23 protein-coding genes are annotated in these 26,803 nt (G+C 70.9%); 10 read left to right on the top strand and 13 right to left on the bottom strand.

Annotation, left to right across the window (positions count from 1 at the left end; translation table 11 throughout):
- Window positions 1-106: 106 nt before the first annotated feature.
- The 4 genes from AB0H84_RS09085 to AB0H84_RS09070 all read left to right on the top strand — a co-directional run bounded on the left by AB0H84_RS09085 (window position 107) and on the right by AB0H84_RS09070 (window position 5,216).
- Window positions 107-1,501 (top strand): FAD-dependent oxidoreductase, encoded by a 1,395-nt coding sequence (locus AB0H84_RS09085; protein ID WP_357600499.1) that lies wholly within the window; start codon window positions 107-109, stop codon window positions 1,499-1,501.
- On the top strand, window positions 1,498-3,927 hold the full coding sequence (gene nirB, locus AB0H84_RS09080; protein ID WP_357600496.1) for a nitrite reductase large subunit NirB: 2,430 nt from the start codon (window positions 1,498-1,500) through the stop codon (window positions 3,925-3,927). Before AB0H84_RS09085 ends, nirB begins: the two co-directional genes overlap by 4 nt.
- A complete protein-coding gene (gene nirD, locus AB0H84_RS09075) occupies window positions 3,924-4,247 on the top strand; it encodes a nitrite reductase small subunit NirD (protein WP_357600493.1) in 324 nt (107 codons plus the stop codon). The genes nirB and nirD overlap by 4 nt, the downstream gene beginning before the upstream one ends.
- Before the next feature lie 396 nt (window positions 4,248-4,643).
- The gene (locus AB0H84_RS09070; RefSeq protein WP_357600490.1) at window positions 4,644-5,216 is read left to right on the top strand and encodes a nuclear transport factor 2 family protein; all 573 of its coding nucleotides are present in this window, start codon (window positions 4,644-4,646) and stop codon (window positions 5,214-5,216) included.
- Window positions 5,217-5,259: 43 nt separating this feature from the next.
- On the opposite strand, the gene AB0H84_RS09065 is transcribed toward AB0H84_RS09070, so the two are convergent.
- The 3 genes from AB0H84_RS09065 to AB0H84_RS09055 all read right to left on the bottom strand — a co-directional run bounded on the left by AB0H84_RS09065 (window position 5,260) and on the right by AB0H84_RS09055 (window position 7,606).
- A complete protein-coding gene (locus tag AB0H84_RS09065; RefSeq protein ID WP_357600487.1) occupies window positions 5,260-5,505 on the bottom strand; it encodes a hypothetical protein in 246 nt (81 codons plus the stop codon).
- A gap of 334 nt (window positions 5,506-5,839) precedes the next feature.
- A complete protein-coding gene (locus AB0H84_RS09060; protein WP_357600484.1) occupies window positions 5,840-6,496 on the bottom strand; it encodes an FCD domain-containing protein in 657 nt (218 codons plus the stop codon).
- Window positions 6,497-6,571: 75 nt separating this feature from the next.
- Window positions 6,572-7,606: an ADP-ribosylglycohydrolase family protein gene (locus AB0H84_RS09055; RefSeq protein ID WP_357600481.1), complete on the bottom strand. Its 1,035-nt coding sequence runs from the start codon at window positions 7,604-7,606 to the stop codon at window positions 6,572-6,574.
- Between the two features lie 74 nt (window positions 7,607-7,680).
- Between AB0H84_RS09055 and AB0H84_RS09050 the strand changes: the two genes are divergently transcribed.
- Entirely contained in the window at window positions 7,681-9,603 is a 1,923-nt protein-coding gene (locus tag AB0H84_RS09050; RefSeq protein WP_357600478.1) for a Xaa-Pro dipeptidyl-peptidase, read from the top strand.
- Window positions 9,604-9,657: 54 nt separating this feature from the next.
- On the opposite strand, the gene AB0H84_RS09045 is transcribed toward AB0H84_RS09050, so the two are convergent.
- The 6 genes from AB0H84_RS09045 to AB0H84_RS09020 form a co-directional block, all read right to left on the bottom strand.
- Window positions 9,658-11,415 (bottom strand): hypothetical protein, encoded by a 1,758-nt coding sequence (locus tag AB0H84_RS09045; RefSeq protein ID WP_357600475.1) that lies wholly within the window; start codon window positions 11,413-11,415, stop codon window positions 9,658-9,660.
- A gap of 28 nt (window positions 11,416-11,443) precedes the next feature.
- Window positions 11,444-12,634: an NAD(P)/FAD-dependent oxidoreductase gene (locus AB0H84_RS09040; RefSeq protein WP_357600473.1), complete on the bottom strand. Its 1,191-nt coding sequence runs from the start codon at window positions 12,632-12,634 to the stop codon at window positions 11,444-11,446.
- Window positions 12,631-13,353: a hypothetical protein gene (locus tag AB0H84_RS09035; RefSeq protein WP_357600470.1), complete on the bottom strand. Its 723-nt coding sequence runs from the start codon at window positions 13,351-13,353 to the stop codon at window positions 12,631-12,633. Before AB0H84_RS09035 ends, AB0H84_RS09040 begins: the two co-directional genes overlap by 4 nt.
- A 62-nt stretch (window positions 13,354-13,415) precedes the next feature.
- Window positions 13,416-13,625, bottom strand: coding sequence for a hypothetical protein (locus AB0H84_RS09030; protein WP_357600467.1), 210 nt, complete (start codon window positions 13,623-13,625; stop codon window positions 13,416-13,418).
- A complete protein-coding gene (locus AB0H84_RS09025) occupies window positions 13,612-14,538 on the bottom strand; it encodes a hypothetical protein (RefSeq protein ID WP_357600464.1) in 927 nt (308 codons plus the stop codon). Before AB0H84_RS09025 ends, AB0H84_RS09030 begins: the two co-directional genes overlap by 14 nt.
- Complete coding sequence (locus AB0H84_RS09020) at window positions 14,535-15,260, bottom strand: hypothetical protein (RefSeq protein WP_357600461.1); 726 nt, start codon at window positions 15,258-15,260, stop codon at window positions 14,535-14,537. The genes AB0H84_RS09025 and AB0H84_RS09020 overlap by 4 nt, the downstream gene beginning before the upstream one ends.
- Before the next feature lie 203 nt (window positions 15,261-15,463).
- On the opposite strand from AB0H84_RS09020, the gene AB0H84_RS09015 reads away from it, so the two are divergent.
- Both AB0H84_RS09015 and AB0H84_RS09010 read left to right on the top strand, forming a co-directional pair.
- Window positions 15,464-16,723, top strand: a complete 1,260-nt coding sequence (locus tag AB0H84_RS09015) for a Scr1 family TA system antitoxin-like transcriptional regulator (protein ID WP_357600458.1) — start codon at window positions 15,464-15,466, stop codon at window positions 16,721-16,723.
- A 186-nt stretch (window positions 16,724-16,909) separates the two neighbouring features.
- Window positions 16,910-17,743 carry an SAM-dependent methyltransferase gene (locus AB0H84_RS09010; RefSeq protein WP_357600455.1) on the top strand — a complete coding sequence of 278 codons (834 nt, stop codon included), beginning with the start codon at window positions 16,910-16,912 and terminating at the stop codon, window positions 17,741-17,743.
- 52 nt (window positions 17,744-17,795) lie between these two features.
- Here AB0H84_RS09010 and AB0H84_RS09005 read toward each other — a convergent pair whose 3' ends face one another.
- A complete protein-coding gene (locus tag AB0H84_RS09005) occupies window positions 17,796-18,614 on the bottom strand; it encodes a DUF4253 domain-containing protein (RefSeq protein WP_357600452.1) in 819 nt (272 codons plus the stop codon).
- A 108-nt stretch (window positions 18,615-18,722) separates the two neighbouring features.
- Between AB0H84_RS09005 and AB0H84_RS09000 the strand changes: the two genes are divergently transcribed.
- Window positions 18,723-19,304, top strand: a complete 582-nt coding sequence (locus AB0H84_RS09000) for an HAD-IA family hydrolase (protein WP_357600449.1) — start codon at window positions 18,723-18,725, stop codon at window positions 19,302-19,304.
- Here the strand turns inward: AB0H84_RS09000 and AB0H84_RS08995 are convergent.
- On the bottom strand, window positions 19,298-19,954 hold the full coding sequence (locus AB0H84_RS08995; RefSeq protein ID WP_357600446.1) for a TenA family protein: 657 nt from the start codon (window positions 19,952-19,954) through the stop codon (window positions 19,298-19,300). The two genes, AB0H84_RS09000 and AB0H84_RS08995, sit on opposite strands and share 7 nt — an antisense overlap.
- A gap of 108 nt (window positions 19,955-20,062) precedes the next feature.
- Window positions 20,063-21,202 carry a TIGR03118 family protein gene (locus AB0H84_RS08990; protein ID WP_357600443.1) on the bottom strand — a complete coding sequence of 380 codons (1,140 nt, stop codon included), beginning with the start codon at window positions 21,200-21,202 and terminating at the stop codon, window positions 20,063-20,065.
- 121 nt (window positions 21,203-21,323) lie between these two features.
- On the opposite strand from AB0H84_RS08990, the gene ppgK reads away from it, so the two are divergent.
- Both ppgK and hrpA read left to right on the top strand, forming a co-directional pair.
- The gene (ppgK, locus tag AB0H84_RS08985; protein WP_357600440.1) at window positions 21,324-22,040 is read left to right on the top strand and encodes a polyphosphate--glucose phosphotransferase; all 717 of its coding nucleotides are present in this window, start codon (window positions 21,324-21,326) and stop codon (window positions 22,038-22,040) included.
- Window positions 22,041-22,232: 192 nt separating this feature from the next.
- A complete protein-coding gene (gene hrpA, locus AB0H84_RS08980; protein ID WP_357600437.1) occupies window positions 22,233-26,108 on the top strand; it encodes an ATP-dependent RNA helicase HrpA in 3,876 nt (1,291 codons plus the stop codon).
- Here the strand turns inward: hrpA and AB0H84_RS08975 are convergent.
- Window positions 26,098-26,751, bottom strand: a complete 654-nt coding sequence (locus tag AB0H84_RS08975) for a Uma2 family endonuclease (protein ID WP_357600434.1) — start codon at window positions 26,749-26,751, stop codon at window positions 26,098-26,100. The two genes, hrpA and AB0H84_RS08975, sit on opposite strands and share 11 nt — an antisense overlap.
- Window positions 26,752-26,803 lie beyond the last annotated feature (52 nt).

Genomic DNA, 26,803 nt, shown 5'->3' with positions numbered 1-26,803 from the left:
AGGGCACTGCAGGCCATGCACATGGTGGCTTGGTTATCGCCACCGCCGAGCACGATACCGAACCCTGCGGCATCGCGCCGGGGGTCTCCACGATTGAGGAGAACCAATGAGGCTCGTCGTCGTCGGCAACGGGATGGCCGGGTCGCGGCTGGTCAGCGAGGTACGCGACAGGGACCCGCACATCAAGATCACTGTGTTCGGCGCGGAGTCGCGCCAGCCGTACAACCGGGTGCTGCTGTCCAACGTGCTGGCCGGCAGCTCGCGCCCCGAGCAGGTGCGGCTGCTCGACTCCGCGTGGTACGACGCCCACAGCGTCGAGGCCGCGTTCGGTGACGCGGTCGCCCACATCGACAGGGACACCAGGCACGTGGTGACCGAGGGCGGGCGGCGCGAGCCGTACGACCTGCTGGTCCTGGCCACCGGGAGCGAGGCCATAGTGCCGCCGATCCCCGGCGTGGAGCGGGCCATCCCGTTCCGCACGCTCGACGACTGCGAGCGGATCATGGAGGTCGCGCAGCGGGCCCGCAGGGCCGTGGTCGTCGGCGGCGGCCTGCTCGGCATCGAGGCGGCCCGCGGGCTGGCCGGGCGCGGCCTGCCCGTGACGCTGCTGCACCTGGCCGGGCACCTCATGGAGCGCCAGCTCGACGTCGAGGCGGGCCTCGTGCTGGGCGAGACGCTGGCCGGGCTCGGCGTGGAGATCCGCACCGGCGTCAGCGCCGAGTCGGTCCAGGAGGACGGCGTCCGGCTGACCGGCGGCGAGCTCGTCGAGGCGGACCTCGTGGTGCTGGCCTGCGGCGTCCGCCCCGTCACCGGGCTGGCCGCCGAGGCCGGGCTGGAGGTGCGGCGCGGGGTCGTCGTGGACGACGAGCTGCGTACGGACGACCCGTCGATCTTCGCCATCGGCGAGTGCGCCGAGCACGACGGCACCGTGTACGGCCTGGTCGCGCCGGCCTGGGAGCAGGCCACCGTGGCCGCCGACGTCATCACCGGCGGCAAGGCGCTCTACCGGGGCTCCCGGCTCGTCACCAGGCTCAAGGCCAGGAGCGTCGAGCTGGCCGCGATGGGCGAGACCCAGCTCACCGAGGAGCACGCTGAGGTGGTGCGCTTCAGCCACCGGGCCCGCGGCACGTACCGCAAGCTCGTCATCCGCGACGGGCGGCTGGTCGGCGCGATCGTGCTGGGCGAGAGCGACGCCGTGGGCACGCTCACCCAGCTCTTCGACCGCGGCGCGCAGGTGCCGGGGGACCGGGCGGGGCTGCTGTTCCCGGGGCTGTCGACGACACCGGTGGCCGACAGCCCGACGCTGATGCCGGACGCGGCCAAGATCTGCCAGTGCAACAACGTGACCAAGGGACAGATCAGGGCGTGCTGGGAGGCCGGGGCACGCGACGTGGCCGGAGTGGCGGCCGCGACCAGGGCCACGACCGGATGCGGGACCTGCCGCGACGCCGTGGAGGGCATCGTCGGCTGGCTGTGCGAGCAGGAAGGGATCTCCGTATGAGCAGGATCGTCGTCGTTGGGTACGGGCCGACGGCCCACCGGCTCGTCGAAACCCTCGTGAACAAGGGCTTCGACGGCCGGATCACGGTCATCGGGGAGGAGCCGCGCCCGGCGTACGACCGGGTGGCCCTGACCTCCTATCTGTCGGGCATCACCGCCGAGGACCTCACCTACCAGGTGCCCGTGGGCGTCGTGACGAGGCTGAGCAGCCGGGTCACCGGCATCGACAGGGACGCCCGCCTGGTCACCATGGCGGACGGCGGCACCGAGCCCTATGACGTGCTCGTGCTGGCCACCGGGTCGGCGCCGTTCGTGCCGCCGGTGCCCGGCGCCGAGCACGCCTTCGTCTACCGGACGATCGAGGACCTGGACGCCATCAGGGTGGCCGCCAAGGACGCGGTCGAGGGCGTCGTGATCGGCGGCGGGCTGCTCGGCCTGGAGGCCGCCGACGCGCTGCGCGCGCTCGGGCTGAAGGCGCACATCGTCGAGATGAGCCCCTGGCTGATGCCGCGGCAGGTGGACGAGGGCGGCGGCTCGGTGCTGAAGTCCCACATCGAGGGGCTCGGGCTGAGCGTGCACGCCGGTGCCGGCGTGCAGGAGATCGTCACCGGCGACGACGGCCGGGTCACCGGCCTGCGCAAGCCGGACGGGACGCTGGTGGACGCGCAGGTCGTGGTCTTCTCGGCGGGCATCAGGCCCCGTGACGAGCTGGCCAGGTCGTCCGGGCTCGAGGTGGGCGAGCGGGGCGGCATCGTGGTGGACTCCGCGATGCTCACCTCCGACCCCTCGATCTACGCGGTCGGCGAGTGCGCGCTGGTCGGCGGCATGGTCTACGGGCTCGTCGGCCCGTGCAACTCGATGGCCGAGGTGGCGGCCGACCGGATCATGGGCGGCGCCTCGACCTTCGAGGGCGCCGACATGTCCACGAAGCTCAAGCTGCTCGGCGTCGAGGTGGCGCAGTTCGGGGCGATGACCGGAGCGCTCGACGTCACCTACATGGACCCGGTCGCCGGCGTCTACAAGAAGCTGTTCATCAGCGACGACGCGAAGACGCTGCTCGGCGGCATCTGCGTGGGCGACGCCTCCCCGTACACCTCCCTGCGGCCCTTCGTGGGCAAGGAACTGCCCGCCTCGCCGTCCGACCTGCTGTTCAGCGGGGCCGGGGCCAGCCTGGACCTGCCCGACGAGGCGCAGGTGTGCTCGTGCAACAACGTCTGCGCGGGCGACGTCCGCACGGCCATCGCCGACAAGGGCGTCACCGACGTGCCCGGCATCAAGGCCTGCACGCGCGCCGGCACGACCTGCGGCAGCTGCGTGCCGATGCTCAAGCAGCTGCTGGAGAAGTCGGGCGTCGAGGTCAGCAAGGCGCTGTGCGAGCACTTCACGTACTCGCGGGCCGAGCTCTTCGACATTGTACGGGTCCGCAAGATCACCACGTTCTCCCAGCTCATCACCGAGCACGGGCAGGGCAGGGGCTGCGACATCTGCAAGCCGGCCGTGGCCTCGATCCTGGCCTCGCTGCACAACGGCCACGTGCTCGAGGGCGAGCTGGCCGCGCTGCAGGACACCAACGACGCCTATCTCGCCAACATGCAGAAGAACGGCACGTACTCGGTGGTGCCGCGCATCCCCGGCGGTGAGATCACCCCCGACAAGCTGATCGTGATCGGCGAGGTGGCCCGCGACTTCGGCCTCTACACGAAGATCACCGGCGGGCAGCGCATCGACCTGTTCGGCGCCCGGGTCGACCAGCTCCCGGAGATCTGGCGGCGGCTGGTGGACGCCGGGTTCGAGTCGGGCCACGCGTACGGCAAGGCGCTGCGCACGGTGAAGTCGTGCGTGGGCTCGACCTGGTGCCGCTACGGCGTGCAGGACTCGGTGGGCCTGGCCATCGCGCTGGAGCTGCGCTACCGAGGGCTGCGCTCCCCGCACAAGCTCAAGTCGGCCGTCTCCGGCTGCGCCCGCGAGTGCGCCGAGGCCAGGTCGAAGGACTTCGGCATCATCGCCACCGAGCAGGGCTGGAACCTGTACGTCGGCGGCAACGGCGGCTTCAAGCCCCGCCACGCCGACCTGCTGGCCACGGACCTGAGCACCGACGAGCTGATCAGGACCATCGACAGATTCCTCATGTTCTACATCCGCACGGCCGACCGCCTGCAGCGCACCGCCGCCTGGCTCGAGTCGCTGGACGGGGGCCTCGACTATCTCCGTGAGGTGATCATGCAAGACTCGCTCGGCATCTGCGCCGACCTGGACGCGCAGATGGAGAACCACATCGCCACCTACGCCGACGAGTGGGCGGCCACCCTGGACGACCCGGAGAAGCTGAGCAGGTTCGTCAGCTTCGTCAACGCCCCCGGCGTGCCCGACCCGTCCATCGTCTTCGCCAGCGAGCGCGGCCAGATCAAGCCGGTGATGGCCCGATGAGCAACTGGACGCGGATCTGCGACTACGAGACCATGCTGCCGGAGCGCGGCGTCTGCGCCCTGGTGAAGGGCGTGCAGGTGGCGATCTTCCGGACCTACGACGGCGAGCTGCACGCGCTGGACAACCTCGACCCGTTCAGCGGCGCGTACGTGCTCTCCCGCGGCATCGTCGGCACCAGGAAGGGCGAGCCGACCGTGGCCTCGCCGCTGCACAAGCAGGTGTTCTCGCTGGTGTCCGGGCAGTGCCTGGACGAGGAGGCGGTGGCCGTGCCGGTCTATCCGGTACGGGTGGCGGACGGCCGCGTGGAGGTCGGCCTCTAGCCCTGCAGGAGTGCTGCCCGGCGCTGCCGTTCTGACATATCGGCTGCGCCGGCGGCCCCTCGGCGGCTATGCTCCAGTCTCCACCGGGGGATAGACATGGGGGCTCCGATGAGCCGCCGGCAGCACGCAACGCCGTCCTGAGTCGACGCTGTCGCAACGTTCGGCGTCCTCGCGCTGGGGGAGAGGTTCGGGGTTCGCCTGAATTCGCGGCACCGGACGGACGTTATCGGGCGGCGCCCGGTGATCTGGTTGCGCGGCGGCAACGATCAAAGCTCTGACCGGTCTCACCAAATCCCGTGAACCGTTACTGTGAGTAATACCCGGCAGAGGTAAAGGCGTCGTGCTGAGTGGCCAAACCCCGCATTCGCGAAAGACCTGCCGGGGCATCAAGCGGCCATGAGCAAGATTTTTCAGCGCAGAGGGCTCCTGCTGGCGGCGGTCGTCCCGGCCTTCCTGGTCGCGGGCTGCGCCGTGGGCGGTAACGGTACGCAAGCGATGAAGGGGGCCGCCGCGAGCCCGACGGAGGAGACGACGGAGGAGACGTCGCCCGGCGAGACCGAGACCGGGGAGCCGGAGGAGACGATCAGCGAGGGTGCCACGCCGACCGCGACGAGCAGCGGCGCCGGGCTGCCCCGCTCGGCCGTCGAGGACTTCTTCTCCGCGCTCAAGTCCGGGAACCTGGACCAGGTCGTCGGCGCGTTCGCCAGCACCGCGGTGGTCGAGCTGGACGGCGCGCCCACGGCGGAGAGCCCCGACGCGATCCGCGCCCTCGTCCAGAAGGTGCTCCAGGGCGGGAGCGCGAAGCAGGCCACGTACACCGTCGACGACGTGCGCACGATCGGCGACAAGGACGCCGTCGTCCGCTCGACGAGCAAGTCGGGGAACAGCACTCACCGCGAGCTGTTCCTGCTCATGAAAGACGGCGCCGAGTGGAAGATCACGGAGCTGATGAACAACAAACCGTCCTGATCCCGGCCGCGCACATCAATATTTACCGCGACATTATGGCGGGCTATGTTTGCGGGGTGTCGCCGGGGATGCGCGGAGTGATACGGCGCTGGTCCACGAGCGCCAGATACACGGCGAAGGCGCCGCGCGCCCACATTTCCGCCTGTCGCGTGGTCAACCGGATCTCCTCGCCCTCGTGCGAGACGATCAGGTAGCCGATCCAGGGAATCCTTCGCCACGCGACCAGCACGTTCTCGTAAACGAGAACGTCGAGCATCGCAGTCAGATATTCGCGTCCGGCGGCGGACACGGCGTAAGCCTCCTCGCTCCTCGCCGAATTCTCGCCTCACTTCCATTGTGCGCCCTGCCGGGAAAAGTCGCAGGCCTTGGGGGTCTCATGAAGAGAATTCTTGCTGCGGGCCGTTCCCGCCATGATTACGCCCCTTCGGCAGGGGCAGATGGTGCCATGCCCCGTGCCACGAGGCCGCTGAGCGGGGCTTGGGTAGATCGCCGGGGTGTGCTCTGCGACGCCGCTTTCCCGAGCGGCACCGCGTCGCGGCTCACCCCGGCTTTCGCCGCCTCCCAGCCGACGTGCGTGCGACCGGACCGCGCCGGGTGAGGCGTCGCGGGCCGTCCGGGCGGTGTCAGAGGTGGCGTTCCTGCTGGTCGAGGATGGCGACCGACACGGCGACCGCCCTGGTCACGTCGGCGTCCTCGATCGCGCGCAGCAGGTCGTCGTGGGAGCCGTCCAGGTCGAGCCCCGACTGCTCCGGCCTGATGCTGTCGCGCAGGGCGTCGCTCATGCTGCGGTAGAGGTCGGCGAGGAGCGGGTTGTGCGCCGCGTCCGCCACCCGCACGTGGAACTCCACGTCCGCGTCGGCGAACCCGTCGAGGTCGCCCGCCCGGCCGGCCGCGTCCCTGCGGGCCAGCGTCTCGCGCATCGCGGCCAGGTCCTCCTCCGTGCGCCTGCCGGCGGCCAGCCTGGCCGCGACGAGGTCGAGGCCGCGGCGCACGTCGATGATGTCCATGGCGGCCGCCGTGTCGAGCCGCCGGCGCAGGGCGACCTTGGACTCGTCGGTGGCGGTCACGTACGTGCCGTCGCCCTGGCGGGTGTGCAGCAGCCCCGCGTGGGCCAGGACGCGGACCGCCTCGCGCACGGAGAGCCTGCTCATGCCGAGGCTCTGCGCGAGCTGGCTCTCCGAAGGGATCTTCGTGCCGACCGGCCACACCCCACGCGCGATCTCCCTGCGGAGCTCGTCGATGGCGGCGTCCACCAGGGAGGTCCGAGCGACGTTTCGCATGCGCCTTCTCCTCATCGGCTGGAGAGGCTCCAGCCTAGACGCCGGCCCGGCGACGTGGACACCATGTGGTCCGCGTCACCCGGCCAGCTCCGAGGCGAGGCGCTCGATCGTGTCGCGGCCCTCCAGCGGTCGCAGCCAGGCGGCGGGCAGGGCGGCGACGCCGTGGAGGGCGCCGAGCAGGTTGCCGCAGACGGAGCCGGTGGAGTCGCTGTCCCCCGAATGGTTGACGGACAGCAGGAGCGCGCGTTCCACGGAGGGCTCGGCCAGGGCGCAGTACACGCCGATGGCCAGCGCCTCCTCGGCCACCCACGCGCCGCCCAGCGACTCGACCCGCTCCGGCGAGTGCCCGCCGCCGGCGGCCAGCGCCACGGCCGCGCGCAGTGCCGCGGTGGTCTCGTCGTGCGCCGGGTACGTGGCCAGCAGTTCCAGGGTGCTGTGGACGGCCGGCTCCAGTGCCTCGCCCGCCGCCAGCCGCGCGACGATCGCCGCGAACGCCCCCGCGGCCAGGTAGCCGGTCGGGTGCCCGTGCGTGATCTGCGCGCATGCCGCCGCCACCTCGAACGCCTCCTGAGGGTCGTGCGGCGCGATCAGGCCGAAGGGGGCCGAGCGCATGACGGTGCCGCAGCCCTTCGAGCCGGGGTTCACCGGGCCGGGGTTGCCCAGCGGGGACGGGCCGGGGAACGGCCGGTGGAGGCCGGACAGGCAGGCGTTGCCCGGGGCTCTCCGCGAGTACAGCCAGCGCTCCTCGCGCAGCCACCCGCTGCGGTGCGGGCGGTCCGCCGGCGGGGGAGCGTGGTGGTCCTGGGTGTCGAGCCAGCGCAGGTACGCCTGCCGCACCGCCTCCACCACCTGCGCCGCCCCGCCTCCGGGGGTGCCAGCCTCTGAGCCGGTACGGGCGCGGAGGAGGCCCTCCACGGTGAAGAGGGTCATCTGGGTGTCGTCAGTGACGAGGCCGGATTTGCCGCGCCAGTCAGCGACATATCCGGTAATGCCCTCCACCCCGTGATCCCTGCGGATCTGCCGCAGTGACTGGAACTCGATCGGCGCCCCCAGCGCGTCGCCGATCGCGCCGCCGAGGAGGCAGCCCCGGACTCGATCCACTACATCCATACGGGAAATCTTGTCAGCTTCCGGGCGGTCTGAGAGATTGCGGTGTATTTGACCAACTGTCCCGGAGGTCACGCGTGCCACAATTACGACCGGCCGTGCTCGCCGTCGCCCTCGCCTTGGCGATGGCGACCCCCGCCCAGGCGGCAGCCGGACCAACGATCACCGTCGAGAACGGCCGTACGCAGCCGGTCTTCTCGTACGCGGACGCCGTCCGCGAGCACGTGTACGTCGAGTCCACCGTCGACAGCGATCTGGACGGCAAGCCGGACAAGGTGCGGGTGGACATCATCAGGCCCAAGGAGTCCGGTCCGGGGCTCAAGGTGCCGGTGATCATCGATGAGAGCCCGTACTACGACAACTCAGGCCGCGGAAACGAGTCAGAGCGCAAAATTTATGACGCCGCCGGAAATGTCGTTAAATTCCCGCTCTTCTACGACAACTACTTCGTCCCCCGCGGCTACGCCGTCCTCAACGTCGACATGCTCGGCACCACCCGCTCGGAGGGCTGCCCGGACATCGGCGGCAAGGCGGACGTGCTGGGCGGCAAGGCCGTCATCGACTGGCTGAACGGCCGCGCCAAGGCGGTCAAGGAGGACGGCACACCGGCCATGGCCGACTGGACGACGGGCAAGGCCGCCATGATCGGCAAGTCGTACGACGGCACCCTGGCCAACGCCGTGGCCGCCACCGGCGTCGAGGGACTGAAGACGATCGTCCCCATCTCGGCGATCAGCTCCTGGTACAAGTACCAGCGCTCCAACGGCGTCATCTACAACTATGACTACGCCTCCTGGCTGGCCAACTATGTGGACACCGACCCCGAGGCCAAGTGTCAGCCCGTACGCGACAAGATGGACGCCGAGGACGGTGACGACACCGGTAATTACAACGTGTTCTGGGCCGAGCGCGACTACCTCAAGGGCCTGCTCGGCGACGCCTCCAAGGTCAAGGCCAGCGTCTTCGTCGTGCACACGGTCAACGACCTCAACGTCAAGCCCGACAACTTCTCCACCTGGTGGAAGGCCCTGTCCGAGCGGAACGTGCCGCGCAAGATCTGGGTCGGCCAGACCCAGCACGTGGACCCGTTCGACTTCCAGGACCGCAGGGCGCTCTGGGTGGACACCCTGCACCGGTGGTTCGACTACTGGCTGCACGGCGTGCGCAACGGGATCATGAACGAGCCCCGTGCCGACGTCGAGATCGGCCCCGCGCGGTGGATCACGCAGCGCGACTGGCCGGCGCCGTACGCGCTCAGGGCGTCGCTGCGCCCGGCCGCCGACGGCTCGCTCGGCCTGAAGCCGGCCGCCGGCAACAGCACGGCGTCCTTCACCGACGTCGCCATGAGCGAGAGCGACATGGTGGCCGACGTCGGCACGGCGAACCCGGGACGGGTGGCGTTCACCACGGGCGAGCTCCCGCTCGACCTGCGCCTGTCCGGCACGCCCACCGCCGACCTGCGGGTCAAGCTGGACAGGCCGACCGCCAACCTGACCGCCCTGCTCGTCGACTTCGGCGCGGACACCCGCGTCGACTGGCGCCTCGGCCAGGGCATCCGCACGCTCACCGAGGAGGACTGCTACGGCGAGAGCACCGCGGCCGACGACGCCTGCTACAAGAAGGTCGTCACCAACGTGGCCACCCGCCCGCTCGAGATCGTCGCCCGCGGCTGGATCGACGTCCAGAACCGCGACTCGCTCAGCCAGGCCACGCCGCTGCCGCCGAACACGTACGGCACGGTCAGGTGGCTGACGCTGCCGCAGGACTACACCTTCAGGAAGGGCCACCGGATCGGTCTCGTCGTGGCGGGCACCGACTCGACCTACAGCGACGAGAGCGGCACCGGCGCGAACGTCACCATCGACCTGGCCAGGTCCAGCGTCGTCGTCCCGTTCGTCCTCGGCACCCCGCTGGCCGACGTGCCGAAGGACGCGCGCACGTTCCGCGGCCCCGGCCGGGTCGAACTGCCGCGGCCCGAGCCCGAGTTCTCGTTCTTCTAGCGGCCTGAGAGCTTCCAGCGGCCTGAGAGGGCCTCGGGCGCACGCCCGGGGCCCTCACTTGCAGTAGACGACGCCGCGTTCTCTGTCGAGCATCCGCACGCCGTTCTTTCCGGCGACCGTCCACGTCACGCGCATGGTCAGGGTGCCGCGCCCGGCGGTGGCGCCGCCGGTGGTCCTGCCGTCGCCCGTGCTCCTGCCCGCCCACCGTACGGTGATCCTGCCCTGCCGCACGGCCGGCCGCGCCGAGCAGCCGCGCTCGGAGAGCGGCACGCGCACGGTGAAGGAAGTCCCGGAGACGGCGATGCCGTTCGTGCCGGTGGCGGAGATGATCTCGCAGTGCCCGGTGCACGACAGCGAGAACGTTCCGGTACGCCCGGAGCCCAGCGACACCGACGGCGGCGTCAGCCGCGCCACCGGAGGCGCGGGCCTGGGCAGCTCCGCCCTCCTGGCCGTGCTCGTCAGCCCCGACCCCGCGACCGGGACGACCTCGGCCACCCAGGGCGAGCCGGTCACGCGGGGCTCCTCCAGCACGCCCGTCTGCGCGGCGGCCTTCGTGAGCGTCGCGGGATGCCGCTGGGCGTTCACGACGGCCCAGACCAGCCCCGCCACCAGCAGGCCCACGCCGACGACGAGCCCGAGCCTGGCCACGGCCCTGATCGGCGGTCCGGCCTCCGGATCGTCGTCGTCCGGCCGCTCCCGCCAGAACTCCTGCACGTGCCCGTCGCGCAGCTCGACCAGATCACCGTTCAGGGTGATCCCGCCGTACCGGATGATGGCCCCGTGATGGTGCTCGTGGCTGTGCCCGTTGCTCGAGCCCGTGACGGCGGCGCTGTAGACGAGCTTGTCGCCGTTCGCTCCGCCGCGGAAGGCCCGGGTGCGGCTCGGCGGCGTGAACGGATGCCGCCCACGTATGGCGTGCCCACTGGCTGGGGCCGCGGGAGGCTCCTGGTCGGCGGCAGCCGCGCCCGCCGCCGACCAGGGCTTTCCCGAGGTCGCCGTCGTGGGGTCGGCGACCGGGACTTGCGGCGTGGCGTCGGCGACCTGGGGAGCCGGGGAAGGGCCGATCTCCACCAGTGTGCGAGCCTGCACGGGGAAGCCGTCAGCCCGCCAAAGAGGCCCCTCGCCGGGCAACGGCTGCGCCAACGCCAGCCGGTTGGGAAGCGTGCCGGGCAGCGTGGTGATCGGCAGCCGGCGCAGCAGCGCCGCCGCCGACACGGTCCTGGGCGCGGCCCGGCAGGTCGCACAGGACTGGATGTGACGGCCGATCCTGGCCCTGGCCCGCCGGCCGGGCGCCGCGACCCACTCCGACATCCGCGCCGTCAGGTCGGGGCACCCGTCGTGCCCCCGAGCGGCGATGATCGCGGCGAACCACTCCTCCAGGGAGGCGGCCGCCCGGGTGACGACGGCCCGCACCTCGTCCTCGCGGAGCTCGAAGATCACGGCGAGCTCCGGGTCGGCCAGGCCGTGCCGCAGGGACAGGTCGAGCAGCTCACGCTGCGGGCGGTCCAGGGAGAGCAGCGCCTCGGGCAGCAGCTCCGACATCCGGCCCGGCCGCGACCACGAGCCGATGCTGGCGGGCCCCGCCACGATCGCCCGGTGCGCGCGGGCCACCGCGTACAGCCAGGGCCGCCGCAGCGCCGGGTCGACCACGCGGTCGGCGTACAGATGCGCCGTCAGCACCGCGCCGGCCACCGCCTGCTCGGCGTCGTCCGCGGCGAGCTCTGTGCGGCAGTAGTCGTAGAGGCGGGCTCCGTGCTTGTCGCACAGGTCCCGAATGGCCTGGCGAGCGTCGTCAGACAGGGTTCGCCACATCCGGCGCCACCTCCTCCACGGGTCGTCGTCAGCTCTTCCCCGGCATGCCGGCCAGGGGTCTGCCCGGCACGGTGTCCAGGAGCGAGGCCTGCGCCAGGTAGGCGCGGGTCGCGTCCGGGTCACCGGCGATGGCCCGCAGCCCGGCAATGGCCGCCGCCAGCCTGGCGCTGTCGTGCTCCCGGACGCCCGCCAGCCGGGTCTCGCCGCGCGGGACCACGCGCTGCAGCAGCACCGAGCGGCGCCGCCACGCCCACGCCTCCAGCGCGGCGGGCGGGGCGAAGCCGCCGATCACGGCGGCGATCACCTGGCCCACCTCGGCGGCGTCGTGGATGCCCGCGTTCATGTTGAGCCCGCCGATCGTGGAGGTCAGGTGCGCGGCGTCGCCCACGAACAGCACCCGGCCGCACCGGTACGACGTCAGCACGCCCCTGGACAGCCCGAACCGGTCGGCGCCCGTCACGTGGATCGGCCCGCTCGCCCCCGGCAGGGCCCGGCGGACCAGCAGGGACAGGTTGGCGGGCGACAGCGGCTCGTGCGCGTCGCAGGGGATCTTGAAGATGATCCGCCAGTGGTCCGGCAGGCCGAGCAGGGTGCACGACTGCTGCACGTCCCGCACGTACGTCAGCGGTGCCAGGCTCGGCAGCAGCCGGTCCAGCGGCGAGTCGGTGAACACCCGCAGCGCCTGCGTCGGATAGGCGGACCTGGGGAACGGCAGCCCCAGCGAGCCGCGCACCGTGCTGTGCGCGCCGTCGGCGGCGATCATGTACCGGGCCCGCGTCCAGGTGTGGCCGACGCGGACCCGGATCCCTGTGCCGCCTTCCGCCACGCCGTCCACGTGGGTGCCGAACCGCACGTCCACGTCCGGGTAGCCGCTCAGGGCGGCGAGCAGCAGCGGGGTCAGCGCGGCCTGGTCGGCGTGGATCCGGAACGGATGCCTGGTCAGGCCGTTGAGCCGGTTCATACCCATCTCGGCCAGCACGATCCCGGACCGGTCGCGCCACTGCACGCGGTCCACGACGCGGCCCTTGGCGACGAGCTGGGAGGCCACGCCGAGGTCGTCGAGCAGGTCGAGCGTGGCCGGGTGGAAGGTGCAGGCCCTGGTCTGCGTGCTGAGCTCGGTCCCGCGCTCCAGCACGGTGACCGGGATCCCGGCCCGGGCCAGCGAGAGCGCCGCGGTGAGCCCCGCGGGCCCCGCTCCCACCACGATGACGCCGCTCATGCCGCGCCTCCCATGTACCGGCGGTGCGGCACGCGGCCGAGCGTCACGTGCTGCCCGATGGCCCTGGACAGGGCCCACCAGGCGGTGCAGAGGTTGGAGGTCAGCAGGATCCGGTCGTTGCCGGCGCTGAGCCGCGCCAGCACGGGCAGCGTGGCCATGCCGGTGCCGGTGAACAGCAGCGCCGCGTCCCCGGGCAGCTCCGCCAGCTCGACCTGGCTGATCAGCTCGGCGGGGGTGACCGCGTACGACGAGTAGCCGTTCTTCGCGCGTACCTGGACGACCTGCGTGACGTTGAGCCCGGCCGACTTCCAGAAGCGCTCGGCCAGCTCCGTCAGCCACGGCTGGTACGGCGAGACCAGCACGATGTCGCTCACTTCGGCGTGCTCCATGGCCTCGCGGGTGGCCTGCGTGGCCGAGGCGAACGGCACCCCGGTCGCGTCCGTCAGCTCCGCGCACTGGTCGCGGTCCTCGTCGGGGCCGAGCAGGTAGCGGGGCTCGCTGCAGGCCATGACCATGGCGCTCAGCGGCAGCCCGTCGAACGCGTAGACCATGGTGGGCAGGGCCTCGTTGTAGCTCTCGAGCCGTTCGGCCAGGGACCCGGGCCGGACGGGCAAGCGCGTGACGTGCATGTCGGCGCGCGACCCGAGCAGGCGGGTCAGCTCCGGCTCCGCCGAGGGGTTCGCGGGCGCCACGATCACGCCCACCCTCCCGCGGCTCACGGGATACTCCGGGCGAGGACGGTGCGCATATGGGTTCTCCTCCTGTGCGGAAGGCTGAGTGTTCAGGAAGCGCGGTGCCGCAGTGCCTGGTCGATCTCGGTGATCGCGGCCGCGGACACCTGCCGGATGCGGCGCAGCCGGTGCACGCTGCGCGCCGGTTCCGGCGGCGGGGTGTCGCCCTGGTCCTCGCCCCAGGACGGCGGCGGCGCGTGCCGCGCCCCGCGCGCGTGAAATTCGTGCGGTTCTGACCTGTGCAGCTCATCGGTGAGCATGACGGCTCCTGTTCATCGCGGGATGACGCGGCTCGGCGAGGAGCCGGCGGCACATCGCCGGCTCCTCTTCCGCCGCACGTTGAGATCGAGGTTCGGTCTCATGGCCCGACGCCCCGGCGACCCGCACCAGCGCCGCGGCGGCGAGCAGAACGGCGGCCAGGAGAACGGCCACCTGAACGGAGGCGCGCCCGGTCACGGGCACCTCCAAGAACGGCCGGTCGATCAGCACCATGGCGCCCACCACGCTGATCGCCCCACCCAGCATCGCTCCTCCACCCAGAGCGACGCCTCCGTCGTGGCCGGCCCGGACGAGCCCGACGCGGCGGGCGGCCACCAGGGCCGCCGGAATCGCCGCGATCATGGCTGCCGGCAGCACGGCCGTCTCCACAAAAGGCGGCCCCACGGCGAGCACGGCGAACCACGCCGGCCCAACTGCCGCGCCGGGCGGGCAGATCGCGCCCGCCGCCCGTGGGATGCCGCGCCGCCGCCGGAGCCGCAGGTCGATCGCGTCGCCACGACGCCACCACAGGGTCGCGAACGACCCCGCGAGCAGCACCGCGAACGCGGCCACCCGGCCCGGCGGACGCTGAGAAAGCCAGCCCCAGGCGCAACCCCTCGAGTCGGCCAGCACGCCAGCCGCTACCGCGCTGGCCGACAACACCGCGCCGACTAAGTCGGGCACGTGCCGCACGGTGCCGGGGGATTGGGGAAGCGCCGGGGCCAGCCGCACACGCGCCGCCATCGGTTCCGCGGAAAGGGCGGGCCGGCCGTGCTCGGCCGGTGGCCGCCCGCCGCCCGATGGCAGCGCCGGCTTTCCCGCCCCACCGCACGCGCACCGGCACGCGACACCCCAGGCCCTGCGGCCGGTGGGCGGCGCGCCGAGCGGCAGCGCGAGCGAGGCGGGCACCATCATGACGACACCGATGCCCTTCTGGTCACGTTGGGGACGCTGACGCAGACCATGCGCTCCGTCAGTCCGGCCCCAGGCGCGGACGATGCCGACGAACGCGCGCGCGACCTGGCCGGCACCGCACCACCGGCCACCGTGCGCGCGACTTTGGAGGCGAGCGCGAGATGCTCGCCGCAGCGACGGCTCACCTTGGCCTCCAGCCCGGCCACCTGGGCCAGCCTGAGCCTCAGCGGCTCCAGCGACGACCGGCGTTCGAGGCCGTCGAGATCGGCCAGCCGGGCGGGCCAGCGCAGCGCGTCGCCGCAGCGAGCTTCCACCTCGGCAGGAAGGTCCCCGACGGGGAACCCCTCGTGGCGCAGCCGGGTGGCGACCATGACGGCCATAAAGGCCGTCCTGTCGAAGTCGGCCAGCCGTCCGGCCAGGGCCGCGCTCAGCATCCTGGCCCGATGGCTCAGGCAGACCGCACTCCACCCGAGCAGCACCAGCCGATCAGATCCCGTCTCAGTGTGCCATCCGGCCAGCCGCAGCTCGCGAGCCATCCGGTGATGGAAGCGCCAACGGTGGCGGGGGCTGTCCAGCCATACCTCCAGCCCGCCCAGCGGCAGGCTCGCGACGTGCACGCCGGCTCCCACCACCGGCCCCGCCACGCGCGCGCAGATCCGCTGGACCACCTGCTCCTGGCCGGCGGAGGCCGGACCTTCCTGGAACAAGGATTCCGCGGTCATGTCCGGTCACCTCCTCCCCGTCTGGCTGTTAAGCCTCAGTTACCACGCGCTCCGATAGTCCGCTTATGTACGGGGCTATGTCAACTGACAGTTTGCGCATAAGTTGATACCTACGCGCGGGGCAGAGCTGGCCCGCATGGCAGGGGACAGTGCGGCCCGCGTCCCTTACGCTGGAAAAGTTCACGGGCGGTAGGAGGTGTGCCGTGGCGAACTTCGCCGAGCGGCTCGATCTCGCGCTGACCAAGCGCGGCTTCACCGGCGCGCAGGTCGCCTCCGCCCTGACGGAGGCGGGCATCCCCATCACCCGCGCCTACGTCAGCCAGCTGCGCACCGGCAAGCAGACCAACCCGACGCTCCAGGTGCTCCGGGCGCTGGCCTCTTGCCTCCAGGTGAGTGTCGGCTGGCTGGTCGGTGACGACTATCTGGAGTCCGGCGCCGTCGAGGACCTCCAGCTGCGCGCGGCCGCCGTCGGCCTGAACGCCTCGGGGCTCTCCGAGAGCTCGCTGACCGTCCTGCGCGGCGTCGTCGAGCTGGCGCGCAAGGCCGAGGGCCTGAGCGAGGAGTCCGAGCCCGCCGCCTCCGACATCCCCGACGCGGCCGCGCCGCTGAGCGGGCCGCAGCGCCGGGCGCTCGGCAAGCGGCTGCACGGCCTGCGCCTGGCCGCCGACCTCTCGGTCGAGCAGGTGGAGACCGCCATCGGCAGGGGGACCGCCGCGATCGCGGCCGTCGAGCAGGGCCGGATCGCCCCCGCCCCCATCTCCGTCGAGCGCCTGCTCACCCTCTACGGCGTCGCCGCACCGCCCATCCGCGAATACGTGCTCTCGCTGGCCAGGGGCGAGCGCCAGGCCGCCTGGTACGACGCGCAGCCGGTGCCGGTCTGGCTGGCCGCCACGTACGCGCTCGAGCAGCGGGCCACCGTGATCCGCACGTACCAGCCCCAGTTCGTCCCGCCGCTGCTGCAGACCGAGGAGTACGCCAGGGCCGCCATCACCGCGGCCGGGCCGGCGACGCTCGGGCAGCAGACGGTCGACGAGGCGCTCGCCCTCGTGCTGGCCCGCCAGGAGGCCGTGGCGGGCGACGGCGGCATCGTGGTGTGGGCGGTGATCGACGAGAGCGTGCTGGCGCGCTCGATCGTCGGGCCGCACGTCCAGCTCCGCCAGATCGAGCAGCTCCTCGACCACGCCAAGCGCCCCAACGTCTCGCTGCACGTGGTGCCGATGGAGGACCCGGCCTACGTGCCGCGCACCGGCCCGTTCACGCTGTGGCGCTTCGCCGAGGCGTTCGAGCCGGACATCGCGTGCGCGCACGGCATCGAGTCGGACGAGATCGTCGCGGACACGGCCGCGGTGGAGGCGTACCACCAGGCTTTCACGAAGCTGTCGGTCACGACGACCACGCGCGAGGAGACCTTCGAGGTCCTCAATTTCCATCGCGAACGGCTTTCGCGTTCCCTCGGAAAGTGATCTCTTCCCCGAATGGAGAGATCGTTATTCCCGGTAGAGGGTTAGCCAGATATACCGAAAACTAATGGCTTTTCCGGTTGTCATCTCTCCCCGATCGGGGATCATATGGTCTGGGTCATCGAGTGTGGGGTCCGAAAGGATCAGCTTTTCCCGAGATAGTGGGCGAGGGGAAAGGGGCAACACTCAATGCGTCAGCGTGCCATCCGAAACCTGGCGAAGCTGGAGATGACCCAAGCCAGGATCACCCGGGTTCTCGACGCCGCCACGGGTGGAAAGAACAATTTCGTGGCGGACAGAGACGCGGTGCACCGCTACGACCAGGCCGCGCCCATCGTGACGACGGCCGCACGGGCCGTGCTGCACTATTTATGCCGTGTGGTACGCCACCTCGCGACCGCGGGCGTGGACCAGTTCGTGATCGTCGGGAGTGGCGTGCCCAGCGGCCTGCCGGCGGGCAGACAGTTGCACGACGTGGCCCGTGACGCCCTGGGCGCCGCGGTCCCCCGTGTGGTCTACGTGGAGAACGACCCGATGGTGCTGGCCGGAGCCCGGGCGACCATCGAGCCCGTCACCGACCTCGTACGCGTCGTAGAGGGCGACGTGCGCGAGATCGACGACCTCCTCGACGACCGGGTCATGCAGACGTTCCTCGACTGGGACCGGCCCATGGCCGTGCTGCTGCTGTCGACCCACAGCCTGAACGACGACGAGTACTTCCACTACGTGATCAAGCGGATCCGGCAGGTGGTGCCGGAAAGGAGCTACCTGTCGCTGCTGCAGACCACGTTCGACGCGATCCCGCGGGAGCTGCTGCCGGCCGTTCACGACCTGCTGGCGATGACGCTGCCCGGGCACGCGATCCGGACCAGGCAGGAGGTTGCGGCGTTGCTCGACGGTCTGGTGCTGGTGGATCCGGGACTGGTGTGGGTCCCGGAATGGCGGCCGAACGGCCTCGACACCGCCTGCGCCGATCAGCCGAGCTCCTCGGGGACGTACGGCGCCGTGGCCCACATTCCGTGAGCGACGGCCCACCCCCTTTCCCGCACGGGAGAGGGGGGTGGGCGGCCGGGGCTCAGTCCCACCAGAACGACCAGGCGTGCCCGCCGATGATCTGCTCGGCGTAGCCCTCCAGGTCGCCGGGTCCCTGGACGATGTTGTCCGGGCAGAACGTCCAGTGCTCCGCGGCCACGTGCAACGCGTGCTCCGGATCGACAGGCGGCGCGGCCACGCTCAGGTCCAGCGTGTTGAACCCGACGCTCACCACCCGCGCCCCGAACCGTTCCTCCCAGCTGCGCACCACGGCGGCCATCGGCACCATCCACTCGTTGTGGTGCAGCGCGCCCTGCCAGCCCATCACGGCCAGCGCGTCGGCGCCCCGGGGCGCGGCGACCAGGCCCAGCGGCATCCCCTTGACCGCCAGCTCCCGCGCGAGCCAGTCGGCGACCGCCTCGGGATCGGCCTTGAGCACGCCGGGCGGGGCAGGGCCGGGGCAGATCGCGCCGTACGGCTCCAGCTCGGCCAGCGCGCCCTGCGGCATCTGGGCCACCCACTCCTCCCACACCTCGGTCATGAACCCCTCGGCGGTGAAGTGGTCGATCTGGCGTGGATCGTCCGGCACGATCTGCCCGATCGCCCAGGGCTGCGCCGACTCGTCCAGCAGGACCGGCCACAGGCCGCTGTGCGGGTGCCACTCGCGCACCCGCGCCCAGTCCTCGCCGCTCGCGGCCTCGTCGCTCATCCAGAACGCCGGCCTGGCCGCCTCGCCCTGCCCGGTGTAGCCGGGGTCGGGCCAGACCACGTCCCCCGGCGGCAGCGCTACGGGCAGCCTGCGCCCCCCGCCGCCGTCGGCGAACAGCCGGCCCAGCTCGAGTGGCAGCCGGTGATCCTTCATGCCCTACCGTTCCGATACCGAATCCTGTCTCGGAGATGGTAGTGCCGCCGGTCGCCCCGGCACCTTTGGTGGCGCGCGAAAAGCGGATCGCTGTCACAATGAGGGGCTGTGATCCCCTTTGACGCGGTTCTGTCTGATCTCGATGGCGTGCTCCGCCACTTCGACCACGCGGCCCAGGCGGACATCGAGGCCCGTTACGGCCTCCCGCTCATGAAGACGGCTCTCGACCCCAAGCTGATCTTGCCTCCCACGCTCGGCCAGGTCACCGAGGACCAGTGGTTCGAGTCCATCGTGGCCGCGCTGGGCGGCGACGAGCGCGCCCGCCAGGCGGTCACCGAGTTCGCGCAGATCCGGTACTGGGTGGACGAGGAGGTCAGGGCGCTGCTGGCCAAGGTGCAGCAGCACGTGCCGGTGGTGATCGTGACCAACGCCATGGACCGGCTGGAGGAGCAGCTCGACCTGCTGGGGCTCACCTACTTCGCGGACGACGTGGTGAGCAGCGCGAAAGTGGGGGTGGCCAAGCCCGATCGCCGGATCTACGAGATCGCGGCCGAGCGCGCCGGTGCCGCGCCCGAGCGCTGCCTGTTCGTGGACGACCGGCTGCCGAACGTGGAGGCGGCCAGGGCGCTCGGCATGACGGGCGTCCACTACCGGACGTACGAGGACCTGGCGGCCGTACTGGCCTACTGATGGGCGCTGCTGGTGGCCATGTCGAAGAAGGCCCGCTCCAGCTCGACCGCGCGCCGGAACACGTGGAGCACCTCCGCCCGGCGCGGCCCGTCCAGCTCCGCGCCCAGCCGGTCGAGCTCGCCGCGCAGGAAGGCCACCCAGGCGCGGAACTCCTCGCCCTCGTGCAGCTCGATCCACTCGCGGTGCACGAACCGCTCAGGAAGCGGCTCCCCGGCCCGCGACGCCCACCCCAGGTAGGACCACTCGGCCACGCAGAGCACGGCCACGATCAGCAGGTAGTCCTGTGACGCCCGCACCTCGTCCATGAGCCGCCTGAACGCCGCCGTCACCGGCTCCAGCGGCACCTCGGTCCGCCCGCCCAGCTCGGCCAGCGCCCGGTGGAAGTACGTCTTCTCCTCGGTGGTGGCGACCTGCCCGAGGAACCTCCCGTACGGCACCCGCGCCTCGAACGTGTCGGCACTCGCCACGGCCGCCCCGAGCAAGGCCGTGAACGAGTCCACGAACTGGAAGTCCTGCTCCAGGTAGCGCCGCATGTCCTCGTCGGCCGCCGCGCCCGTCGTAATCGCCATGGCGAACGGGTGCGTCACCACGGCCGTCCACTCGGGCTCGCACTGCTCCCTGAGCCACTCGCTGAAGGTCACTCCGCTCACGCTCCGACCGTATCGAAGCCTTGTCGCCGAGTATGACCGCCGCCCCCAGCCTCACGTCGGCGAGCTGCGCATCCCGCCAGGCTGGGGGCGACGGCGAGCGAGCGCCGGTCAGTACCCGCCGTACGGGTTCTGGGAGGACGGCGAGCTGCTGGGCGCGCTCGACCGGTGGCCCGACGGGTGGTTCGTCGGGGTGCTCGACGGCGCGCCGGTGGACGTCGGCCTGGTGCCCTGCGGGGCGATGACGCCGATCAGGCCGTGCTTGGTGCCGTCGATGCCGGCGGAGAACCACAGGGAGTTCTCGCCGCCGGTGGTGGCCGTGCCGGGCTCCAGGTCCCAGAGGCCGGGCAGCACGATCGGCTTGCCGTCGGCGGTGCGCAGCGCGCCGAGGTGCCGCGAGTGCTTGTACACGTGTACGGTGCCGTCGCCGAAGTTGCCGACCAGCAGCGCGCCGGCGTACTGACCCCAGCCCTTCGGCGCGGCGGTGATCCCCCAGGGAGCGTTGAGCCCGACTCGGGAGATCCGGCCGGTGACGCGGCCGCCGGCGTTGAAACGGCTCACGAAGCCCTTGCCGGCGCCGAAGACGGGCTTGCCGGTGGACTCGTCACGCAGGGCGTAGGCCACCCAGATGCTGCTGTTGGCGACCGCCACGTTGTAGGCCTTGTACGTCCGGGGGACGCCCGGGTCCCTGAACTGCCAGCTCTTCAGGCGGATGCGCTGGAAGTCCTCGTCGAAGGCGTGGATGCGCCCGCTCGCGAAGTCGGCGGCCAGCAGGAAGGCGCTGTCGTCGGTCTCGACGAGCTCCAGCCCCTTGTAGTCGGCGCCACGCGTGAAGGCCGCGATGATCGCGTTGGCCGGGTCGACCTCCGCGTTCCAGCCGCTGATGGCGCCGCTCGGGCTGGAGAAGATGAACGTGGCGGGCTTGCCCTTGACGGTGAAGCCCTCGCCCGGGTTGAACACCTGGCCCGTCGGGGCTCCGCCCGGAATGGCCACCTCGGTCTGCTCCTTCTTGCCCGTGCCGGAGTAGACGGTGGCGCTGCCGGTGCCGGTGTTCGAGACCCACAAAGTCTTGCCCATGGCCAGGCCCCACGGGTTGACGACCTTGGGGTCGGTGACAGGGGCTTTGCCCTTGATATCCGACACAAGGTTGATGACGTCGAAACGGTTCCTGGTGGTGGCGTGTGCGGGAGTGGTGAGAGTCGCTCCCAGAACGACCGCAACAGCGCAGAGTGTGATGATGCGTGGCCGCATCCGTTGCCTCCTAGTTAGCGCTTGTGACGCGAGATACGCGGAGGCGTGCAGAGGGGGTTCACTCGTTCTGGAAATATCGGGAGGGGAATTTTTCCCGTCCTGAAGGGCAGAGGGGATTGGCATGAACGTGTTGGGCATTGACATCGGCGGCTCCGGAATCAAGGGCGCGCCCGTCGACATCGAGGCCGGCGAACTGGTCGAGGAGCGTTTGCGCATCCCCACGCCCCAGCCCTCCAATCCCGATGAGGTCGCCGAGGCGGTGGAGGCGATCATCAAGCATTTCGGCTGGAACGGTCCCGTCGGGGTCACGTTCCCCGGCGTGGTCAAGGACGGCGTCGTGCTGACGGCCGCCAACGTGGACCACTCATGGATCGGCGTCGACGCGGCGAAGCTCTTCGGCGGGGCCACGGTGCTGAACGACGCCGACGCGGCCGGCGTGGCCGAGATGACCTTCGGGCGCGGCCGGGGGAAGCAGGGCACCGTCCTCGTGCTGACGTTCGGCACGGGGATCGGGAGCGCGCTGTTCACCGACGGGACGCTGGTGCGCAACACGGAGCTCGGGCATCTCGAGCTCCACGGCAAGGACGCCGAGCACCGGGCGTCGGCGCGGGCGCGCGAGGAGCACGACCTGAGCTGGGAGAAGTGGGCCGAGCGGGTGGAGGAGTACCTCCGGCACGTGGAGATGCTGCTGTCTCCCTCGCTGATCGTCATCGGCGGGGGTGCGAGCAGGAAGGCCGACAAGTTCCTGCCGCACGTCCACATCGACACGCCCGTGGTGCCCGCCGCCCTCCAGAACGAGGCCGGCATCATCGGCGCCGCCCTGGCCGCCGCCCGCTGACCGCGGCGGCCTGGCCCCGGGCCGGCCGTCGTCCGCGTCTCCCGGGACGAACCCCGTACGGCGCGCCGGAAGGCCGGCCATCCGCTCCGGCAGGCATTCGCCTGCTGATATTGGGATGCGCGTCGCCGCCACGGTCGGGCAGCATGGGCGGTTGGCTCCGGGGAAGCCGGGCTCAAATATCCTGAAAGCAGTATGGGAACGCCTTCGTTGTCCTCTCCACTGGCCGAGCTCCACTCCCGCCTGCCCGAGCTCATGCCGCGCGACCAGCGGCGGCTGCGGCGCAGGCTTGACGGCATGCGCCGGGTGCGCTCCCGCGACGCCCGGGACAAGATCGTCGCGGAGATCCTCGCCGATCTCGAGCGGGCCGAGCAGCGGCTCGTCCGGCGCCGCGAAGCCGTGCCGGTGGTGACATATCCGGAAAACCTGCCGGTCTCCCAGCGCAAGGACGACATCCTCGCGGCCATCCGCGACCACCAGGTCGTGATCATCGCGGGCGAGACGGGCTCCGGCAAGACCACCCAGATCCCCAAGATCTGCCTGGAGCTTGGCCGCGGCGTGCGCGGGCTCATCGGCCACACCCAGCCCCGCCGCATCGCCGCCCGCACGGTCGCCGAGCGCATCGCCGAGGAGCTCGGCACCGGCCTCGGCGAGGTGGTGGGCTACAAGGTCCGCTTCACCGACCAGGCGAGCGACCGCACGCTGGTCAAGCTGATGACCGACGGCATCCTGCTGGCCGAGCTGCAGAACGACCGCATGCTCGACCAGTACGACACGCTGATCATCGACGAGGCCCACGAGCGCAGCCTCAACATCGACTTCATCCTCGGCTACCTCAAACAGCTCCTGCCCAAGCGGCCCGACCTCAAGGTCGTCATCACCAGCGCCACGATCGACCCCGAGCGGTTCTCGCGCCACTTCGACGACGCGCCGATCGTCGAGGTCTCCGGGCGCACGTACCCGGTCGAGGTGCGCTACCGGCCGCTCGACGAGGACGACGACCAGACCCAGGGCATCGTGAACGCCTGCAAGGAGCTGATCGGGGAGGGCCCCGGCGACATCCTGGTCTTCCTGTCGGGCGAGCGGGAGATCCGCGATGCCGCCGACGCGCTCGGCAAGGCCGAGTTCCGCAACACCGAGATCCTGCCGCTCTACGCCCGCCTGAGCGCCGCCGAGCAGCACCGCGTCTTCCAGAGCCACACCGGCCGCCGCATCGTGCTGGCCACCAACGTGGCGGAGACGTCGCTCACGGTCCCCGGCATCAAATACGTCGTGGACCCCGGCTACGCGCGCATCTCCCGCTACAGCCACCGCACCAAGGTGCAGCGCCTGCCCATCGAGCCCATCTCGCAGGCCAGCGCCAACCAGCGCAAGGGCCGCTCGGGCCGCACCTCCGACGGCATCTGCATCAGGCTGTACGAGGAGGAGGACTTCCTCAACCGGCCCGAGTTCACCGACCCCGAGATCCTGCGCACCAACCTGGCCTCCGTCATCCTGCAGATGACCTCGATCGGGCTGGGCGACATCGAGGCGTTCCCGTTCGTGGAGCCGCCGGACCGCCGCCAGGTCAAGGACGGCGTCAACCTGCTGCACGAGCTGGGCGCGTTCGACGGCCACGGCAAGCTCACCGGCACCGGCCGCAAGCTGGCCGGCCTGCCCGTCGACCCGCGCCTGGGCCGCATGGTGCTGGAGGCCGAGAAGAACGGGTGCCTGCGCGAGGTCATGGTGATCGCCGCCGCCCTGTCCATCCAGGACCCGCGCGAGCGCCCGTCCGACAAGCAGCAGCAGGCCGACGAGAAGCACCGGCGCTTCGCCGACCCCGAGTCCGACTTCATGGCCTACCTCAACCTGTGGAACTACCTGCGCGACAAGCAGAAGGAGCTGTCGTCCAGCGCGTTCAGGAGGCTGTGCAAGGCGGAGTTCCTCAACTACCTGCGGGTCCGCGAGTGGCAGGACATCTACAGCCAGCTCCGCCAGTCGCTCGGCGCGCAGCCCAACAGCCAGCCGGCGCAGCCGTACCACGTGCACGTCTCCCTGCTGGTCGGGTTGCTGTCGCACATCGGCGTCAAGGACGTCCTGGACAAGCAGCAGCGCGGGCAGGACGGCCGCAGGCCGATGCAGGAATATCTCGGGGCCCGCAACGCCCGCTTCGCCATCTTCCCCGGCTCCGCCCTGGCCAAGAAGCAGCCGCAGTGGGTCATGTCGGCCGAACTGGTCGAGACCTCCCGGCTCTGGGCGCGGGTCAACGCCAAGATCGAGCCCGACTGGGTGGAGCCCCTCGCCCAGCACCTGGTCAAGCGGACCTACTCCGAGCCGCACTGGGAGAAGAACCAGGGCGCGGTCATCGCCCTGGAGAAGGTCACCCTGTACGGAGTGCCGCTCGTGGTGGGCCGCAAGGTCAACTACGGCCGCATCGACCCCGACCTGTCGCGGGAGCTGTTCATCCGGCACGGCCTGGTCGAGGGTGACTGGGACACCCACCACCGCTTCCTCAAGGACAACCGCAGGCTCCTCGAGGAGGTCGAGGAGCTGGAGAACAGGGCGCGCCGCCGCGACATCATGGTGGACGACGAGGCGCTGTTCGACTTCTACGACCAGCGGGTGCCCGCCGACGTGGTCTCGGCCCGCCACTTCGACTCCTGGTGGAAGAAGGCCAGGCAGGAGACCCCCGACCTGCTCACGTTCTCGCCGGACATGCTGGTCAACGAGGGCGCCGACGTCAGCGCCCGCGACTACCCCGACACGTGGAAGCAGCTCGGCCAGCGGATGAAGCTGACCTACCAGTTCGAGCCCGGCGCGGACGCCGACGGCGTGACCGTCCACGTGCCGCTCCAGGTGCTCAACCAGGTCAGCTCCGACGGCTTCGACTGGCAGATCCCCGGCCTGCGCGAGGAGCTGATCACCGCGCTGATCCGCTCCCTGCCCAAGGCCCTGCGCCGCAACTTCGTCCCCGCCCCCAACTACGCCAAGCAGGTGCTGGCGGGGGTCAAGCAGGGCGGCGAGCCGCTGCTGGCGGCCGTGGAGCGCGAGTTGCTGCGGCTCACCGGCGTACGCGTGCCGCGCGACGCCTGGCAGCTCGACCAGGTGCCCGACCACCTGCGCATCACGTACCGGGTGATCGACGAGCGCAGGCGCACGGTGGCCGAGGACAAGGACCTCGACGCGCTGAAACGCCGCCTCGCCCCGCGCCTGCGGCAGACGCTCTCGCAGGCGGGCGACGACCTGGAGCAGACGGGCCTGCACACGTGGAGCTTCGGGACGCTGCCCAAGGTGTTCGAGCAGGGCCGGATGAAGGGCTATCCGGCGCTGGTGGACGCGGGCGACTCCGTCTCGATCAAGATCTTCGAGACGGCGGCCGAGCAGCGCCGCTCCCACTGGCCCGGCGTGCGCCGCCTGCTCCTCCTGAACGTCACCAACCCGGCCAAGTCGCTGCTCGGCGGCCTGTCCAACCAGGCCAAGCTGGCGCTGTCACGCAGCCCGCACGGCGGGGCGGTGGCGCTCTTCGACGACGTGGTGAACGCGGCGGTGGACAAGCTGATGCTCGACGCCGGGGGCCCGGCGTGGGACCCGGTGGCCTTCGACCGTCTCTACCAGCACGTACGGGCGAACCTCTACGACACGGCGGCCGACGTGCTGTCGAAGGTGGAGCAGATCCTGAGCGTGTGGCACGAGGCCGGGGCCCGGCTCGACGCCCTGCGGCCCGGCGCGGCCACGGACGACATCCGCGACCAGCTCGGCAAGCTCGTCTTCCGGGGCTTCGCCACGGCCACCGGCTACCGGCGCCTTTCTGACATCCTCCGATATATCCGGGCAATCGACCGCCGCCTCGCCAAGCTCCCGGAGGAGCCCTGGCGGGACCAGGAGTGGATGGACCGGGTGCACAAGGTCGAGGACGACTATCACGACCTGCTGGAGAAGCTCCCCCCGGTGCGAAGGGGGGATGCGGACGTGGTGGAGATCCGGTGGATGATCGAGGAGCTGAGGGTGAGCTTCTTCGCTCAGACCTTGGGGACGCCTACGCCGGTGTCGGAGAAGCGCATCGCCAAGGCGATGGAGAAGCTCACACCATGAAGATCGACGTGTCGAGCTCGAAGTTGATGGGGTCCGGCAGATAGAGCGGCTTTCCCATGGGCACTGAGGTGATCGCGCGATATGCGCTGTCCTCGACGTCGCTGTAGACAGTCGCGCTCGGGCATTCTGCGATCGGGTCGATCAGCAGATAGACCGGCACTTTGCCCAGCGCGTAGAGGCGCAACTTGTCCTCGTGGTCGTCGCGAACGCTGCTGGGCGAAACCAGCTCAGCTGCCATGATCACTCCGGATGACAGCAGCTCATTGCTGCCCCATCGTGGGCAATCGGGTGACGTCAGCACGTAGTCGGGGGAGAGCGAGTCCCGGGGACCCTCGATGCAGATGCCTGGACCATGTTGCGATCCACGCCAGCCGCGCTCCTTGCGCAACGGACGCAGAGCGTCGGCCAGCTCTTCGCCTATCCAGAAATGCTCGGGGCTGCCCATCGGGCTCACGATCAGTTTCCCTCCGATGACCTCAACCCGGAAGCCGGGGAGGGGGGGTAGGACATCGAACAACTCCCGAGCGGTGCGTGGCACGTCTGGGAGTTCCGCTGAGGTCGATTCCGTCTGGTACTTCTCTTCCATCATGGCGACCATGGAATCTTTCCCTTCGTATTCGAACGGACACGCTAAGTATTCCATCACACGCACGCTCACGCCACACGAATCAGCCGCCCCGAAGGGCGGCCGATTC

Origin of the sequence: Nonomuraea sp. NPDC050786, assembly GCF_040654115.1 — a bacterium.
Taxonomy (GTDB): Bacteria; Actinomycetota; Actinomycetes; order Streptosporangiales; family Streptosporangiaceae; genus Nonomuraea.
This window is presented reverse-complemented; position numbering and strand designations above follow the sequence as displayed.

Excerpts from the sequence above, each read along its gene's own strand:
- AB0H84_RS09085 (WP_357600499.1), top strand. The coding sequence starts at position 107 with ATGAGGCTCGTCGTCGTCGGCAACGGGATGGCCGGGTCGCGGCTGGTC.
- nirB (WP_357600496.1), top strand. The coding sequence starts at position 1,498 with ATGAGCAGGATCGTCGTCGTTGGGTACGGGCCGACGGCCCACCGGCTC.
- nirD (WP_357600493.1), top strand. The coding sequence starts at position 3,924 with ATGAGCAACTGGACGCGGATCTGCGACTACGAGACCATGCTGCCGGAG.
- AB0H84_RS09070 (WP_357600490.1), top strand. The coding sequence starts at position 4,644 with ATGAGCAAGATTTTTCAGCGCAGAGGGCTCCTGCTGGCGGCGGTCGTC.
- AB0H84_RS09060 (WP_357600484.1), bottom strand. The coding sequence starts at position 6,496 with ATGCGAAACGTCGCTCGGACCTCCCTGGTGGACGCCGCCATCGACGAG.
- AB0H84_RS09055 (WP_357600481.1), bottom strand. The coding sequence starts at position 7,606 with ATGGATGTAGTGGATCGAGTCCGGGGCTGCCTCCTCGGCGGCGCGATC.
- AB0H84_RS09045 (WP_357600475.1), bottom strand. The coding sequence starts at position 11,415 with ATGTGGCGAACCCTGTCTGACGACGCTCGCCAGGCCATTCGGGACCTG.
- AB0H84_RS09040 (WP_357600473.1), bottom strand. The coding sequence starts at position 12,634 with ATGAGCGGCGTCATCGTGGTGGGAGCGGGGCCCGCGGGGCTCACCGCG.
- AB0H84_RS09030 (WP_357600467.1), bottom strand. The coding sequence starts at position 13,625 with ATGCTCACCGATGAGCTGCACAGGTCAGAACCGCACGAATTTCACGCG.
- AB0H84_RS09025 (WP_357600464.1), bottom strand. The coding sequence starts at position 14,538 with ATGATGGTGCCCGCCTCGCTCGCGCTGCCGCTCGGCGCGCCGCCCACC.
- AB0H84_RS09020 (WP_357600461.1), bottom strand. The coding sequence starts at position 15,260 with ATGACCGCGGAATCCTTGTTCCAGGAAGGTCCGGCCTCCGCCGGCCAG.
- AB0H84_RS09010 (WP_357600455.1), top strand. The coding sequence starts at position 16,910 with ATGCGTCAGCGTGCCATCCGAAACCTGGCGAAGCTGGAGATGACCCAA.
- AB0H84_RS09005 (WP_357600452.1), bottom strand. The coding sequence starts at position 18,614 with ATGAAGGATCACCGGCTGCCACTCGAGCTGGGCCGGCTGTTCGCCGAC.
- AB0H84_RS08990 (WP_357600443.1), bottom strand. The coding sequence starts at position 21,202 with ATGCGGCCACGCATCATCACACTCTGCGCTGTTGCGGTCGTTCTGGGA.
- ppgK (WP_357600440.1), top strand. The coding sequence starts at position 21,324 with ATGAACGTGTTGGGCATTGACATCGGCGGCTCCGGAATCAAGGGCGCG.
- hrpA (WP_357600437.1), top strand. The coding sequence starts at position 22,233 with ATGGGAACGCCTTCGTTGTCCTCTCCACTGGCCGAGCTCCACTCCCGC.
- AB0H84_RS08975 (WP_357600434.1), bottom strand. The coding sequence starts at position 26,751 with ATGGAATACTTAGCGTGTCCGTTCGAATACGAAGGGAAAGATTCCATG.